14 protein-coding genes are annotated in these 14,728 nt (G+C 72.4%); 10 read left to right on the top strand and 4 right to left on the bottom strand.

Going from position 1 to position 14,728, the window contains the following annotated elements; all coding sequences use genetic code 11:
• Positions 1-75 precede the first annotated feature (75 nt).
• The 5 genes from EF918_RS22600 (at position 76) to EF918_RS22620 (ending at position 4,328) form a co-directional block, all read left to right on the top strand.
• Positions 76-987, top strand: a complete 912-nt coding sequence (locus EF918_RS22600) for a short-chain dehydrogenase/reductase (protein ID WP_125649739.1) — start codon at positions 76-78, stop codon at positions 985-987.
• Positions 988-1,165: 178 nt separating this feature from the next.
• Positions 1,166-1,627, top strand: coding sequence for a MarR family winged helix-turn-helix transcriptional regulator (locus EF918_RS22605; RefSeq protein WP_260610509.1), 462 nt, complete (start codon positions 1,166-1,168; stop codon positions 1,625-1,627).
• Positions 1,624-2,919, top strand: coding sequence for an MFS transporter (locus EF918_RS22610; protein ID WP_260610510.1), 1,296 nt, complete (start codon positions 1,624-1,626; stop codon positions 2,917-2,919). The genes EF918_RS22605 and EF918_RS22610 overlap by 4 nt, the downstream gene beginning before the upstream one ends.
• Positions 2,920-2,952: 33 nt before the next feature.
• The gene (locus tag EF918_RS22615; protein WP_125649743.1) at positions 2,953-3,246 is read left to right on the top strand and encodes a DUF1330 domain-containing protein; all 294 of its coding nucleotides are present in this window, start codon (positions 2,953-2,955) and stop codon (positions 3,244-3,246) included.
• Between the two features lie 212 nt (positions 3,247-3,458).
• Positions 3,459-4,328 carry a PhzF family phenazine biosynthesis protein gene (locus EF918_RS22620; protein ID WP_125649746.1) on the top strand — a complete coding sequence of 290 codons (870 nt, stop codon included), beginning with the start codon at positions 3,459-3,461 and terminating at the stop codon, positions 4,326-4,328.
• 244 nt (positions 4,329-4,572) lie between these two features.
• Here the strand turns inward: EF918_RS22620 and EF918_RS22625 are convergent, their stop codons facing one another.
• Entirely contained in the window at positions 4,573-4,791 is a 219-nt protein-coding gene (locus EF918_RS22625) for a hypothetical protein (protein ID WP_125649749.1), read from the bottom strand.
• Positions 4,792-5,046: 255 nt separating this feature from the next.
• Between EF918_RS22625 and EF918_RS22630 the strand changes: the two genes are divergently transcribed.
• Both EF918_RS22630 and EF918_RS38400 read left to right on the top strand, forming a co-directional pair.
• Positions 5,047-6,057, top strand: a complete 1,011-nt coding sequence (locus EF918_RS22630; protein WP_260610511.1) for a glycoside hydrolase family 3 N-terminal domain-containing protein — start codon at positions 5,047-5,049, stop codon at positions 6,055-6,057.
• A 150-nt stretch (positions 6,058-6,207) separates the two neighbouring features.
• Positions 6,208-6,930: a hypothetical protein gene (locus EF918_RS38400; RefSeq protein WP_260610512.1), complete on the top strand. Its 723-nt coding sequence runs from the start codon at positions 6,208-6,210 to the stop codon at positions 6,928-6,930.
• Between the two features lie 1,945 nt (positions 6,931-8,875).
• Here the strand turns inward: EF918_RS38400 and EF918_RS22640 are convergent.
• The 3 genes from EF918_RS22640 to idi are packed head-to-tail and all read right to left on the bottom strand — an operon-like array spanning position 8,876 to position 11,258.
• On the bottom strand, positions 8,876-9,505 hold the full coding sequence (locus EF918_RS22640; protein ID WP_185921864.1) for an HAD family phosphatase: 630 nt from the start codon (positions 9,503-9,505) through the stop codon (positions 8,876-8,878).
• Between the two features lie 50 nt (positions 9,506-9,555).
• A complete protein-coding gene (locus EF918_RS22645; RefSeq protein ID WP_125649758.1) occupies positions 9,556-10,551 on the bottom strand; it encodes a polyprenyl synthetase family protein in 996 nt (331 codons plus the stop codon).
• A complete protein-coding gene (idi, locus tag EF918_RS22650; protein ID WP_221889737.1) occupies positions 10,548-11,258 on the bottom strand; it encodes an isopentenyl-diphosphate Delta-isomerase in 711 nt (236 codons plus the stop codon). The genes EF918_RS22645 and idi overlap by 4 nt, the downstream gene beginning before the upstream one ends.
• A gap of 864 nt (positions 11,259-12,122) precedes the next feature.
• Between idi and EF918_RS22655 the strand changes: the two genes are divergently transcribed.
• The 3 genes from EF918_RS22655 to EF918_RS22665 form a co-directional block, all read left to right on the top strand.
• Positions 12,123-13,493, top strand: a complete 1,371-nt coding sequence (locus tag EF918_RS22655) for a prenyltransferase/squalene oxidase repeat-containing protein (protein WP_125649761.1) — start codon at positions 12,123-12,125, stop codon at positions 13,491-13,493.
• A 4-nt stretch (positions 13,494-13,497) separates the two neighbouring features.
• Positions 13,498-14,160, top strand: coding sequence for an HAD family phosphatase (locus EF918_RS22660; RefSeq protein WP_125649764.1), 663 nt, complete (start codon positions 13,498-13,500; stop codon positions 14,158-14,160).
• Positions 14,157-14,728, top strand: a 572-nt coding sequence (locus tag EF918_RS22665; protein ID WP_125649767.1) for a cytochrome P450, incomplete at its 3' end; no start/stop codon positions are given. The genes EF918_RS22660 and EF918_RS22665, both read left to right, overlap by 4 nt.

The following is a 14,728-nucleotide window of genomic DNA, read 5'->3' on the forward strand; positions in this document are numbered from 1 at the left end:
GGCCGAGTGGGGGCGTGGTCGACTGGGCGGGTGCACTGTGCGGCGCGGGTCGTAAGGGCGGGCCTGGAGGCGGTCATGGCGGAGGGCGGATCGTACGCGCGGATCGCGGTGGTCACCGGCGCGGCGCGCGGCGTGGGAGCGGCGGTGGCACGCCGGCTGGCCCTGCGGGGCATGCGGCTGGCCCTCCTGGGCCGCGAGCTCGACTCGCTGCGCCAGGTCGCGGCGGGGCTGCCGACCGAGGCGCACTGCTTCGAGGTCGACGTCACCGACGAGGCGGCGCTCCAAGGCGCGGCCCGCAGCATCGGCGCACGGCTGGGGCCCGCCTCGGTCGTGATCGCCAACGCGGGGATCGCCGCCGCGGGCCCGTTCGCCACGTGCGAGGCATCGCTGTTCGACCGGGTGGTCGAGGTCAACCTGATCGGGAGCGCGAACACCGCCCGCGCCTTCCTGCCCCAACTCACCTGCACCAAAGGGTACTTCCTCCAGGTGGCGTCCACCGCCGCGTTCGGCTCGGCGCCGTTGATGAGCGCCTATTGCGCGTCGAAGGCGGGCGTGGAGTCGTTCGCCCAGGCCCTGCGTACCGAGGTGCGTCCGGCGGGTGTGGGGGTCGGCATCGCGTACCTGCACTGGACCGGCACCGACATGATCGCGGCCCTCGACGACCATCCGGTGCTGCGGGCCCTGCGTTCCCATCAGCCCGGGCCCGCCCGCCGCGTGCACAGTCCCGAGCGGGTCGCCGGATGGCTGGTGCGCGGGGTGGAGCGACGCGCGGTCAGCGTCTACGCCCCACCGTGGCTGCGTCTGGTGCAGCCGCTGCGTCCGCTGCTGCCGCTGGTGGTGTCGGCGGTGGCACGGCGGTCGTTGTCGGCGCTGCCGTTCGAGGAGTTGGAGCGGACCACCGGGGTGCTCGGCGCGGGCGGCGCCGCCGACCTCCGGGCGCGCGGCGCGGCACCGCCGGTGCCGCCGGTGACCCCGCCCCAGACCTGACCGGCGCCCGGCGCCCGGCGCGCGCATCCGCGCAGCCCTCCACCACCAGGTCCGGATCGCAGGGTCGGTCTTCTGCCGCCGGGCAATGAGGCGTCACCGGCTCCGAGCGGTCGAGGCGAGTAGCGCCGGCCGGAACCATTTCCATAAGCCATAAATATAAAGATGCTATGCTTCAAGGGTGAGTGACGATCGAGCCACCCCTCCGGCCGCGTCCGCCGCCATCGGGGCAGCCCTCTACGGCCTGGCCACCAGGGCCGCCAGACGCCTGCCCCGGGACATGAGCCTGACGTCCGCCGCCACCCTGGCCACCCTGGACCGGACCGGCCCGCGGCGTATCACCGATCTGGCCGCGGTCGAGGGCGTCACCCAGCCCGCGATGACCACCCTGGTCCGGGTGCTGGAGGAGTCCGGCCTGGTCGAGCGGCGCGGCGACGCCTCCGACAAGCGGGTCACGCTGGTGTGCCTGACCGAGGCCGGCGCGGCGTATGTCCGGACGCGGCGCCAGGCGGGCGTCGACGCCTTCGAGCGGTTGATCGGGCAGCTGACCGGCGACGAGGTCGAGGCGCTGGTGGCGGCGCTTCCGGCGCTGAAGCATCTGGCGGAGCTCGAAAGCCAGGACCGCCAAGAGCAGAAACGGTGACCGGGCAGCCGGACGGCCGGGTCGAGGTGATGGCGATCCCGGCGGCGCGTTCCCAGACGCGGCTGCTGGTTCCCGCACTGATGGTCATCGCTCTGGTCGTGGCGGCAGTCGCCAGCCTCGGGACGCCGCTCATCACCAGCGTGGCGACCTCGTTCCACGTCTCGCTCGGCAGCGCGCAGTGGACGCTGACCGTCACGCTGCTCAGCGGCGCCGTCGCCACACCGGTCCTGGGCCGGCTCGGGGCCGGCACGTACCGGCGGGCCACGATCCTCGCCACGCTGGTGGTCGTCGTGGCCGGCAGCGCGCTCACCGTGCTGCCGCTGCCGTTCGCGTGGCTGCTCATCGGCAGGGCCGCCCAGGGCGTCGGGCTCGGGCTGACGGCGCTGATGATGGGCGCGGCCCGGGACCACCCCCGAGGAGCGCGGCGCTGCGGCGATCGCCCTGATCTCGGTGGAGCCCCCGCAGGCCGCTCCGCCCCCCTCGACGTGGCAGGCGCGGCCGCCTTGGCCGCTGCGCTGCTCCTGGTGCTGTTCCTCGCCGGCGAACGGAACCTGTGGAGCCGGCACCTCCCCATGGCAGCGGGCCTCGCCCTCGTCACGGTGGCGCTGCTCTGCGCCTGGACCGTCATCGAACTGCGCAGCACGACGCCCCTGGTCGATGTCCGGGCGATGCGGCACCCGGCGGTCGCCGGGGCGAGCTTCGCCACGTTCGTCGGCGGGATCGGCATGTACCTCCTGCTCACGCTCATCACCCGGTACGCACAGACGCCGCACGGCGCCGGCTACGGCTTCGGGTTGACGACCTTCGTCGCCGGGCTGGTCCTCATCCCCTTCTCGGCGCTGGGGTTCGTCGCCGGCAAGCTCACACCGCGCCTGCGGACGCGGACCACGGACCCCGTACTCCTTGCCGGCAGCGCCGTCGTGATCGGCGGCGGATGCGCCCTGTTCGCGGTGGCCCGGTCGGACCTGGCCGAACTGTTCGCGGCGATGGGCGTGCTCGGCTTCGGCGTCGGCGGCTTCTCGGCAGCGATGCCCGGCGTCGTCCTGGACGTCACCCCCCAGCGCGAGACGTCGAGCGCCATGGGCTTCAACTACGTCCTCCGCAGCGTCGGGTACTCCCTGGGCAGCGCCATCGGCGGCCTGACCCTGACCGCGGGCACCGACCCCGGCCGCCCCTTCCCCGACGACCACGCCTACACCACCGCGGCGCTGGTCGGCATCGGCGCCATGGCGATCACGACGCTGACCAGCCTCGCTCTGGCCCGCCGACGCTCGTCCGCGACCCATCCCTAAGTCCGACTCGCTCATCCCCACACAGGAGGTTCCATGCCCAAGGGCTACTGGGTCAGCGTCTACCGCACCATTTCAGACCCGGAGAAGCTGGCTGCTTACGACAAGCTGGCCCGCCTGGCCGTCGAGGCCGCAGGCGGTCGGACCATCGTCCGCGGCGGTCGGGTCGCGGCGCATGACGCCGGCATCGCCGAACGCACCATCGTGGTCGAGTTCGACAGCTTCGAGCAGGCCGTCGCGGCACGCGAGAGCGCGGCCTACCAGGAGGCCCTGGCCGCCCTCTCCGACGGCGTGGAGCGCGACTTCCGCATCGTCGAAGGCATCGACTGACCCAGGTCCCGTCGGACCTTCACTGAAGACCATGTCGACACTCTTGAAGGCACATAACAGTCGACCATCATGACGTGGCGCCAGGCCCGCCGGGCGCCCCCCACCGCAGCCCCGCCGCCCGGTCAGCGGCAAGGCAGCTCGGCCTCTCCCCACGAACGGCGGACGCCGTCAACGGTTGCGTCGAGCGTCGCATGAGCGTGAAAGGTGGGCCGATGCCCTGGCCGGATGTCACGGTGGTCGATGCGTGCGTACGGCGCGACGGCCGGGGCGGTAGCCCCACCGCCGTCATCGACGACGACCCGGCGGCGACCGACGCGGACCGACGTACGGTCGCCGCTGCGGCCGGCACCTCGCACGCGGCGTTCCTCGGCCCGGAGCGGGCGCCGGACGGTGGCTGGCCGGTCCGATTCTTCACCGCCACCACCGAACTGCCCGGCTGCGGCCACGGCACCGTTGCCGCGCAGGCCCTCCGGTTGACCCGGACCGCGCTCGGCGAGCTGAACGACCGCCAACACACCGGCGGACGCACGTTCGACACCGCCGCGATCCGCCGCCCCACCGGCATCGAGGTGTGGTTCGACCAGGGCCTCGTCGCGCTGCGTCACCCGGCGCCGGACGAGCGCGCCGCGATCGTCGCCGCGCTCGGGCTCACCGCGGACGATCCGCACCCGACCGACGCAGCACGGATCGCCGCGCCCGGCGCACCCCGCATGCTGGTACCCGTCCACGACCGGTCGGCGCTGCTCCGGGTCCGCCCACACCTCGGCAGGCTGACAGCGGCGTGCCGGCGGTACGGGCTCCTCGGCTGCTTCGTGTACGTACCGCCGGAGGGCGGCCGACCGGGCGCGGCGCGGATGTTCGCGCCGGCGATCGGCGTCGACGAGGACGTCGCCAACGCCAACAGCACCGGCTGCCTGGCCGCCCACCTGCTCGACACGGCAGGGGCGCAGACGGTCACGATCGAGGTGGAGCAGGGCGACACCCTCGGTCGACCGTCCAGCGTGCTCGCTTCGGCCCGACGCGGGCCGACGGGCATCACGACCCGGGTCGGCGGGTTGTCGGTGGTCCGCGACGGCCCCTGACGCGCCGCCGCCGCGCGCCGAAGCCGCCGACGACGCTTCGTTGCACAGGACGGGGCAGTACGACCGTACCGGCGGCGCGGGCAGTGAAAAGGGGCCACGGACAGTGGGGCGCCCGGCGGGCCCGGATCTGCGGTCGCGGCCGCGATGCGGGTGAGCGCTACGACAGCCGACCTGGGCAGGGATCGCCCAGCCCGTCACGAAGGCGCTGCCACGGATCTGACGGCTCCCGACCAGGCCCCCGGGGTCAGCGCAGCCCCTCCCACCCCCGCTCCACGCCCCACGGCTTGGTGGACACGGCTTCCACCACCGGGAGGTAGGAATGTGGGGCGGAGGTCAACGGCACGGCGTCCTCTGCGAGCCGGCCCGCACGCGCAGCGTCCCCGCCGGCCCGGGCGCCGCCCTTGCCGTGCAGCATGTGCGCACCCGCGGTACGGGTCGTTCCGCCGAGGTGCGTACGGGGCACCGGCAGGGGACAGTGGAAGGCGGGGCGCACGTGCCGGAAGGCTGTTTCGTTCGGTATCGGAGCGGAAGGGGACTCGCCATGGCATCGCGACGGACGCCTGTGCCCGACAGGAGACGCAAGAGGACGACGCGCCCGGTGCCGCTGCTGGCGTCAGCCCTGGTGGCAGCCTGCGTAGGGGGCGCCGGTGTCTCCCAGGCCTCAGTCACGCCGCTGGCGAGCGCGTCGACGAGCTGTGTGGACTCCGTCTTCAGCGCCATGAGCGAGCCGGAACGGGTCGGCCAGCTCTTCATGGCCGGCATCGCCGCCGCACAGCCCGACCAACAGCGGTTGCAGGTGCTGCGCACCCACCACGTCGGCTCGGTCTTCCTCGCCGGCCGCAGTACGTCGGGCACGGCGGCGACCAAGGCCTTGACCGACTCCCTCCAGGCCATGGCGCACTCTCGGGCACGGCTGCTGGTCTCCACGGACCAGGAGGGCGGCCAGGTGCAGGTGCTGTCCGGCCCCGGCTTCTCGACCATCCCGAACGGTCTGACCCAGGGAAGCTGGCCGACCGAGAAGCTCCGCTCCGAGGCCGCGGTCTGGGCGCGGCAGCTCAGCTCGGCCGGAGTCAACCTCAATCTTGCCCCCGTCGCCGATGTCGTACCGGCCGAACTGGGCCGCCGCAACGAGCCGATCGGCCGCTACGGTCGCGAATTCGGCCACACCGCAGAGACGGTGACCTCCCACAGCGACGCCTTTCTGGCCGGCTCCGCCGAGTCCGGCGTTCTGACCACACTCAAACATTTTCCGGGCCTCGGAAACGTCCTGGGCAACACCGACACCACCGCAGGGGTGGTCGATTCGGTCACCACGGGCGACAGCGCGAGCATCGGCCCCTTCAGGTCGGGCATCAAAGCGGGCGCCCCGTTCGTGATGATCTCTCTGGCCACCTACAGCAAGATCGATCCGCAGCGCCAGGCCGTGTTCTCCCCGACCGTCATCAAGGGTCTCCTCCGGGACGAACTGGGCTTCAAGGGAGTCGTCGTCTCGGACGACCTCGGGAACGCGGTCGCCGTGAAGTCCGTGCCGCCGGCCGATCGTGCGGTGAACTTCCTGTCCGCCGGCGGGGACCTCGTCCTGACCGTCGAACCGAACTCGATACCCGCGATGGCGGCAGCCGTACGAGCGCGCATGACGCATGACCCCCAGTTCCGGGCCCAGGCGGAGGAGAGCGTCCACCGTGTCCTGACCGCCAAACAGCAGGCGGGCCTGTTGTCCTGTGAGTGAGGTCGCCGGCGGCTGAGGCCGGCCGCTCCGTCCGGCCAACTGCGCAACCAGCGCGGCGGTTGAAGAGGTCTCGTCTCGCTCTATCGGCCGAGCCAGCCTCGTACCGTTCCGCCCATCCTCCGCGCCTGGATGCCCAGCAGGCCCTCCTGCGTGTTCTGGCTGCCGACGCCGCGCCCCGCCGGCCTGATCCCGGACGCCACCGGCCTGGACACCTTCAACGCCGCATACCGGGCGGGCCCCCAGCAGCGGGCGGTGTTCCTCGCCGCCGATGGCCAAGGCCCGCGTTGCGCGGTCAAGGCCGATGTGCTCACCGCACCGCGGCACACCCTCGACGCCGGCGTGCACGACACGGTCCGCGAGGCCGTCATCCACCTGATCCGCAGCCGGCAGATCTGCCCCGGCTCCTGCGCCGGCCCGGCTCAGACGCGGTCTTCCACGACGCAGGGCATGGGAACCGTTGCAGCCGTAGGCATCCGTTTCATTCGAACGCGCGACGTTCCGGAGCCACGGTGGCAGCGGCCGCCGGGCTGCGGGACCATGGTTTTAGGGCTCAACACACTCGACACTGGGAAACGAGCCATGAAGACCAAGCCCGCATGTGGGCCGCAGCGCGACCCCGAATTCTTCGAAGAGATCGACAAAGTGTTCGCCAAGTACCCCGAGGCTGCCGGCAGGTACGCGGTGAGCTGTCTGCGGATGGAGACCGTAATCCTGAAGATCGACTTCGAAAGGCAAGTCGGCGTCTCACGCGTTGAGGACGGCCGGATCATTACCGAGTTCTACGACCGCGAAGACGACATCGTCCGCCACACCAGCTGCTGCCAGTACATACACGGCTACGAGTGCGTGAGGCTGTGCCACGACGACGAATAGCAGGGTCCGCTTCGGCCAGGCCCGGCGCCCGCTCGGGCTTCGGCCCGCATCCTGAGCGGGAATCGCGGCCTCCGGCCGGCTGCCCACCCACGCCGACCTCGACACGACCGCCGCCTCCGACAGCGGTGCCGCGCAAGTGCGCGGACCACTTGGGCACGGTGCTGGTCGCCTGCGGGACACCGCCCGCCCGTGACGAGCCCCCGGCAGCTGTCGAACGCCACCTCACCCTGGTCCGGCATCCCGAGTACACGGAGCTCCTGAAGCCGTGCGTCCGCTGGTCGGTGCTGCCCCGTGCCCGCCGCCGCGCCGCCCGCGCGGCCAGTACGGCGGCCGTAGCCCGGTGGGGATACACACGCGCGTCAACTGCGCCGTCGCGTTCCTGACCCATCTCGATGGCCTGGGCCTGGGCTTGTCCGACGCCACCCGGCAGCACGCCACCCGGCAGCACGTCGACTGGTGGCTCGCCGCAGGCCCCGGCACCCGCTTCGAGCTGCGGGACTTCCTCGTGTGGACGGCCTGCCACGGCCCCAGCCGGGAGTTGCCGGTGCCGCACGGGGGAAAGGCCGAACCGGAGGGCCTCGATGAGCACGGCCACTGGAATCTGCTCCAGTGCTGTCCCCACGACGACGCCCTGCCCCTCGACGTACGGGCAGCCGGAGCCCTCCTTCTGCTGTTCGGCCAGCACCTCACCCGCATCGTCACCCTCACCACCGGGCATCCCGGCACCCGCGACGGCCGCCCCACTCTCCGCCTCGACGCTACCCCCAGGCGCCTTCCCGGCCCGCTCGCGGTCGGTCTGACGCAGCTGGCTGCCGAGCCGCGGCAGCGACCGGCTGCTCCCGGCCGGGCAGCGCGGCGCTGTCGTGCAAGTCAAGGCCCGCACCGTCAGCCCGAAGTCAGACGCCCAGGAGATCTCCTGGATCCAGAAGGCGGCCGCCGAGGCGATGAGCCAGGCCAGGGGCACAGTCCGGCAGTTGCGCATGCTGCCCGCCGACATGATCAACGGCCGCGGGCGGACCCTGCGAGTCGACGGGAACGCCTTCGAGTGGGTCGCGGTGCTTCTGCTGGATCACCCCCGCGTCCGCGCGGCACCGTACCCTCCTGGACGCCACCGGGTATGCCCGCCATCGCCCTCAGCCGCCGCGACTGGACTTCCTCTTCGACCAACTGCGCTCCAGGACCGCCGTCCTGGACTACCTGTTCAGGGCGGCTGCCGAAGAAGCCGTGGCCCTCGATGACGAGCCCGTGCGGTACTACGAGCTCGCCGCCGCGGACGCCGCCGCACCGCCCGCGGGTATCGGCCCGGGCCGAGTGGGGCCACCTGCTCCTCGATATGCTCCGCGACGTTCCCCATGTGCCCGAGGAGCACTGCAAGTGGCGCTTTCGGCGCCTGCTCGACGAGGACGGCACCGGCCAGCTCATCGTCGGCGCTGCCACCCGGTTCGACCGCACCGTCCAGGGAGCCTTCGCCGCCTACGTGCAACTGCGGCACCACGAAGTGACCATGCGCACCGGACGTGCCGAGGAGTCCTCCAGCCCGGGCGTCCTGCTCACCCCCGCGTCGGGACGGTCGACGGCCGTGGGACACCAGCACCGTCCGCGTACACGGGAATCCGGAGCTGCCGCCAGCAGACCTCAAGGCTTACGAGGGCGGTTGGAACCGCGCCCTGGAACAAGGCAGCGTCGTGGACGACGTCCGCACCGGACGCCCTCGCCTGCCCACAGGGACGTGAAGGAGGGCTGGTTCACAGACAGCCGCTCCGGAGTCCCTGGCCGGGAATACCGCGCGGGTGGAATGGCGCCCCCCGCCAGCTGGAGCATCGGAGTACGGCGGCCGGGCGCGAGGCGTACGCCGACGACCAGGGCCCGGCTCGCGTGACGCTGTGACGGTGAGTCACTCGCAGAAACCGGTGGTGAGAGCAACCGCGCGTGCGGCCCCGGAGGGCTACGAATTGTCGAGCAGGGGGATGACGTCGGACAGATGGGGGACGGTCGTCCAGGCGCGGTTGCTGTAGGCGGGCTTGGCGTCGGGGTCCGGGGTGAGCAGGACACCGCGGCCGGTGGCGTCGAACAGTGCGAGGTCGTTGGGGCCGTTGCCCACAGCGAGGAGGTCCTGCGCTGCCAGGCCGTGCTCGCGGCAGAACTGGGCGAGGTGGCGAGCCTTCAGCTGCTGGGTGTCGAGGCTGAAGTCGAGATCTTCCAGGTAGCCGGTCCGGTCGAAGGTCAGTCGGCCGTTGCCGTAGCCGCAGCAGGCTCCCAGCCTCGCGACCATCAGGTCGGCGAAGAGCTGTGCGGAGCTGGTGATCAAGCAGAGAGGAATCCGCCGGGCCCGCAGCGTGTCGGCCAGGCGGGTGGCTCCATCGCGCAGTGGGACACCCGCGAACGCGGCAGTCATGCGCTCTCGCGTGGCGTTGCCGGTGGCGCGCCATAGGTCGAGCAGCTGGGTGCGGGTCAGCCTTCCGGCGTGGTAGTCGCGGTAGTGGGCTGCCTGGACCTGCCGGGGCAGGCCCAGTGCCTGGCCCAGTGCCTCGGCGGAGCCGGTACGGGTAAGGGTGAGGTCGATGTCGCAGACCACACCCCGTACCGGGCGGGAAACAGCTGCGGCGGGTGAGGAAGGCCGGAGCGTCACCGGGTCCGCCTGACCGCGGCGTTCATCAGCACCTGCAAGCCGGCCGGGTCTGCGGGCCGGGCTTGTTCCAGGGTCTGCCGGGCGAGGCTTGTCCAGCGGTCGGCTTCCTCTTCGGCCCAGGCTCTGGCACCACTGTCCTCGATGAGCCGGGCGGCCTCCTGCGCCTGCCGCTCGGAGAGCCGGCCGCTTCCGGCGTAGAGGGACCGCAGGACGTCACCGGCCTTGGTCGGAGAGCTCAGGGCCGCGATGACGGGGGCGGTCTTCTTCTTCGCAACGAGGTCGGTACAGACCGGCTTTCCGGTTACCTTCGGCTCCCCCCAGATACCGAGGATGTCATCGGCGATCTGGTAGGCGATCCCGGCCGCTCGCCCGAAGGACCCCAGCAGCGTCACCTGGGCGGAGGGTGCCCCGGCCGCGCGGGCGCCCAGCTCACAGGCGGTGGCCAGGAGCACTGCGGTCTTCTTCTCCACCATCGTCAGATACTCGCCCGTGGTGACGTCGCTGCGGGTCTCGAAGGCGGCGTCCTGGAGCTGGCCTTCATAGATCTCGCGCACGGTGCGGGACAGCTGTTTCGCATCCTCGGGCGCGAGCAAGTCGGTGGCCACGGTGATCAGCGCGACACCGGCGAACAGCACCGGGCCGGCGCCGAAGACGGTCCAGGCCGCGGGCCGGTGCCGGCGGGTGCGGTCACCGTCCACGATGTCATCGTGCAACAGGGAGGCGTCGTGGACCATCTCCACCGCCACGGCGGCCCGCACCGCGTCCTGACCGTCACCTCCCACCGCCTGCGCGGCCGTCAACGCCATGGCCGCGGAAAACGCCTTCCCGTTCGGCTTCGCCGGCTCACCGTCCGCACCCCACCACCCGGCGTGGTACCCCAGCAGTCTTTCCAAGTCCTCCGGCAGCTCGGCGAGGGCATGACGGTAGAGCGGATCGACCAGGGCCCTGGCCTGCGTCAGGATCGTACGGGCGGTGCCTGCCCCCTCGCTCATCGCCGTTCCTTCCGCGGACCGGCCAGTCCGTGGAGGGCCGGGATCTCGTCACCGGGCTCGACGACCGGCCACCCCCACGGGTCAGCCCCGAGCCCAGCCAGGCGACGGATCGTGATCTCCGCCCAGGGAGACAGACCAGCCGTCCCCTCCGTGACCCGGGTCGCTATGTCCCGCCAGGCGACCCACTGCACCCGGTCCGTTTCCTGCGGATCCGGTCGCACCGCACCGTCCAGCAGGACCCGCAGCACCGGCCCCATCTCGTTCTCCACCACACCATTGGGCATCACCGCCCGGTACCGGACCTTGGCCAGGACCACATCGGCACGCAGCACCTCGACCCCCAGTTCGTCCCGCACGCGGCGTGCCGCAGCGCCCACAAGGCGTTCCCCCGGTCGCGGATGTCCGCACGCAGTGTTCGTCCAGACCCCTGGCCAGGTCTTCTTCGCCATCGAGCGTCGGGTCAGCAGCAGCTCACCATCCCCGTTGAAGGCGTACGCGGTGAAGGCCAGGTGCAGCGGTGTGCCGGTGTGATGACTGGCCAGCCGCGGGGCCGCTCCGATGACTCGCCCTGACTCGTCGAGGAGCACGATCAGGTCGTCAACGGCGCCTTCCACCCCCATGCCGGCACCGGAAGTGTCTGCTGTGCCAGACGGCACGGACGTTGCCACGTAAAAGCCCCCATGGTCATGATCGATGGACCCGACCATGTTTCCCACGAATCCGTTACATGAAGATCACATTCCAGGCCAACTTTGCACGCGCCCCCGCAGCGAACCACTCTCCCCGCGTGCGGCACCGCCTGCGCCCTGCCGGGTGGGGCCCCTCCCCGGCAACAGCAGGGGTGTCGTTCCGAGCGGTCGGCCGGCGGTGGGCGACGGGTTCGGGCCTGGTCCCGCCGGCGGACGCCGGCCCGGGTCGGTGGTCGCGGGCGGTGGTGGAGGCCGCCGACCCCCGCTTCAACGATCTTGTCGTGGACGGGACACCGCGGCCACGACCTTCCGCCCCTGGGCGGCAAGGGGCCGGCGGGAGCGCACCCCTCCGGCCCGTGCCCGACGGGCTGTTGCGCCTACTGCACTCCGAGGGCGACGAGCTGGTCGGGGTTGAGCCGGTCGCGGCGCTCTTTCCGGTCGGCGGCCGCCCGGCTGCAAGGCAGTGTGCAGGGCGGGGGCCGTAGGGGTGCGCGGAGCCCTGGCCGGCCCCCACAGGCTGACGGTCCAGGGGGCTGAGCGTACGCCGGGTGGTGTACGCCGGGTGCAGCCGGAACGGAGCCGTTGGAGCCCGCTTCCGCCCGTGCTTCCGCCGTGTGCGCGGAGGTGTCTGACCGCTTGTTTTCTGGCCGGGCGCGGTGGGTAGTGCGAGCTGGATCATGGGCGGCCGGTGTTCGGCCCTGGCAGGGAAGCGGAGATGACGAACATTCCTGGTGCGGCGGTTTTACGCATACGCAGGTCGTGGTGGCAGTGACGTTTCCTCTGGCCGCCGTGCCAGCATCGACGCTGGTCGATCGGCTGCGTGAGCATCTGTCCGCGCAGATCGATCACCAGGGGTTGGTGCGTTCGGCTTGTGGCAGTCGTGTGCTGGAATCCGTCCTGGCGTGCCGCCTGCTGGAGGACGATGACCGGCATCCGGACGCGCTGGCGGGTGTCCGCTCCTACCTGCGTGCCGTGGCCAGGGGCGGGGGCCTGACCCCGCTGGACCGGGCTCTGCTGGGCATGCCGTCCGGCCGGGATCCGTTGGCGGGGTTCGCTCACCATACCGCCGGCCGCAAGCGGCTGCTGATGGGCGCGATCCTGCATGCCGCCGGAGCCGGCGGGGCCCCCGCCCCGCCGTCCGTCCCGGATGCCGTGGGCGGCTTGCACACGTGGAAGCAGGCCGAGCTGACAGCCTGCCGGGTCATCCGCGACCGGGCTGCGGGCAGCCCGGTGGCCGGCCATGACCTCGACGCCCTTGCCGGCCTGTTGCTCAAGCCGCGCATATTCGAGGGCAACCACCTGCCGCACCTGCTGTTCCTGCTCGCGCTGCGCCCCTACCCGGCCTACCGGGCGGCCGTGCGGCAGGGGACCGACCTGCTGGTGGCGACCCAGCACGCGGACGGCGGATTCAGCGTGGCGGAGTCCTTCGACACCTGGGTGACCTCGATCGTCGCGACCGCGCTGAGCGAAGCCGGCACCGACCGCGGGTCGCTGGCGCGCACCGCCGACTGGCTGGCGGCCCGCCAGGCCGACGACGGCGGCTGGTCCTACACACCCCAGGCCACCCAGACCGACATGGACACCACCTACACGGCCATGGCCTTCCTGCACCACCACGACCCCGCCCGCTACGCCCCGCACCTGGCGGCCGGATACGCCTACGTGCGGGGCCTGCAGAACGACGACGGGGGATGGCCCACCTACCGCCGGGGCACCCCGTCGGAGCCGGCCATGACCGGCGGCGCCCTCGCCGTCCTCGCCCAGCACTGCGCACCACACGCCCAGCAGATCGCAGCCGGCGTCCGGTGGCTGGCCGCGAGCCAGAGACCGGACGGCACCTTCGAGCGCGGCTGGAGCCTCGCGGACGGCAACGCGATCTTCCGGGCCGTCCACGGCCTGACCGCCGTCCGCGACCGGCTCCCGCTGCCCCCGCCGGCGGCCGAGGCCGTAGAACAGGCCCTCGGCCGGGCCGCCGACCGCCTGGAACGCACCCACAACCGCGACGGCGGCTGGGGACAGCAGCCAGGCCGCGCCAGCGACCCGGTCAGCACCGGCTACGCCCTCGCCGCCCTCGGCCTGCTCCACCGCCCCAGCCGGATCCCTGCGGCCCTGGCCTACCTGAGCGCGTGCCGGCGCCCCGACGGCTCGTTCGACGCCCCCGCCGACACCGCCGCCCCCCGCCCGATCCCCGTCGACGTCCCCGTCCTCGCACCCGCCTACGTGCTGCGCGGCCTGGCCCGCTGCGGGAGGTGACGGGATGCGCTACGCGGCCCAGATCTTCGACTTCGACGGAACCCTCGTCGACACCGGCGACCTCAACGCCCGTGCGGTGCACGCCGCCCTCACCGCACACGGCCTCCACGCCGCCTCCCTGGCCTGGCTGCGCCAGGCGCCCCTGGCGGACCTGACCGCCCTGCGCGAACGGCTCCACACCGACCTGGGGGCCCGCCTGGGCTGCTCCGACGGCGACGTGGTGCGCTCGGCCCGCTCCTACTGGCTGGCCAACGCCCACCTGGCGACCCCCATCCCGCCGATGGTGGCCCTCACACGTGCCGCCGCCCGCAGCGGCCCGGTCGCGGTCGCCTCCGCCAACGACGGCGCCATCGTGCGCGCCGGACTCGCCGCGGCCGGGCTGTCCGACGTGATCGGTGTCGTGGTCGCCCGTGAGGACGTCGCCCGTCTCAAGCCCGCCCCCGATGCCTTCGAGGCCGCCGCCCGCCGGCTGGGCGTGCCCGCGGCGCGGTGCCTGGCCTACGAGAACACCGACGAGGGCGTCACCGCCGCCCGCGCGGCGGGCATGCACGTCATCGACGTCCGCCACCGCGCCCGCACCCTCCACCCCGACCGCACACCCGACCCGGCCCAGCCGCCCGGACGCGCACGTGCTCTCCACCCCGACGAACACCAGGAGCGGCCATGACGACGGCAGGCACCCCGATCCCCACCGCGGCGGGAGCACGCCCCGTGGTGGGCCACCTTCTGCCCCTGCTCCGCGACCCGCTGGGCTTCCTCACCTCCCTCCCGGAGCAGGGCGACGTCGTACGGGTCCGCCTCGGCCCGACGGACGTGGTTGTCCTGTGCGACCCGCACCTGATGCACGAGGTGCTCCGCAACGACCGCGTCTTCGACAAGGGCGGCCAACTCTTCGACCGCTACCGCGAGTCCCTCGGCGACGGCCTCGGCACCTGCCCCCACAGCCGTCACCGCCGCCAGCGCCGACTGGTTCAGCCGGCCTTCCACCCCGACCGCATGCCCGGCTACACCGAGATCATCGCTGCCCAGACCGCCACCCAGGTAGCCGCCTGGCGCGACGGCCAGGTGATCGACGTGATGGCCGAAACGACCGCGCTGGCCGCCCGCAATGTGGCAGCGGCCCTGTTCTCCGACGCACTCAGCCCCACCGCCCGCACCCGCATCGCGAAGGACCTGGCCACCATCATGGCCGGCATCTTCCGCAGGATGCTCACCCCGCCGCCCCTGGACCGCCT

Source organism: Streptomyces sp. WAC06614, from assembly GCF_003949795.1.
GTDB lineage: Bacteria > Actinomycetota > Actinomycetes > Streptomycetales > Streptomycetaceae > Streptomyces.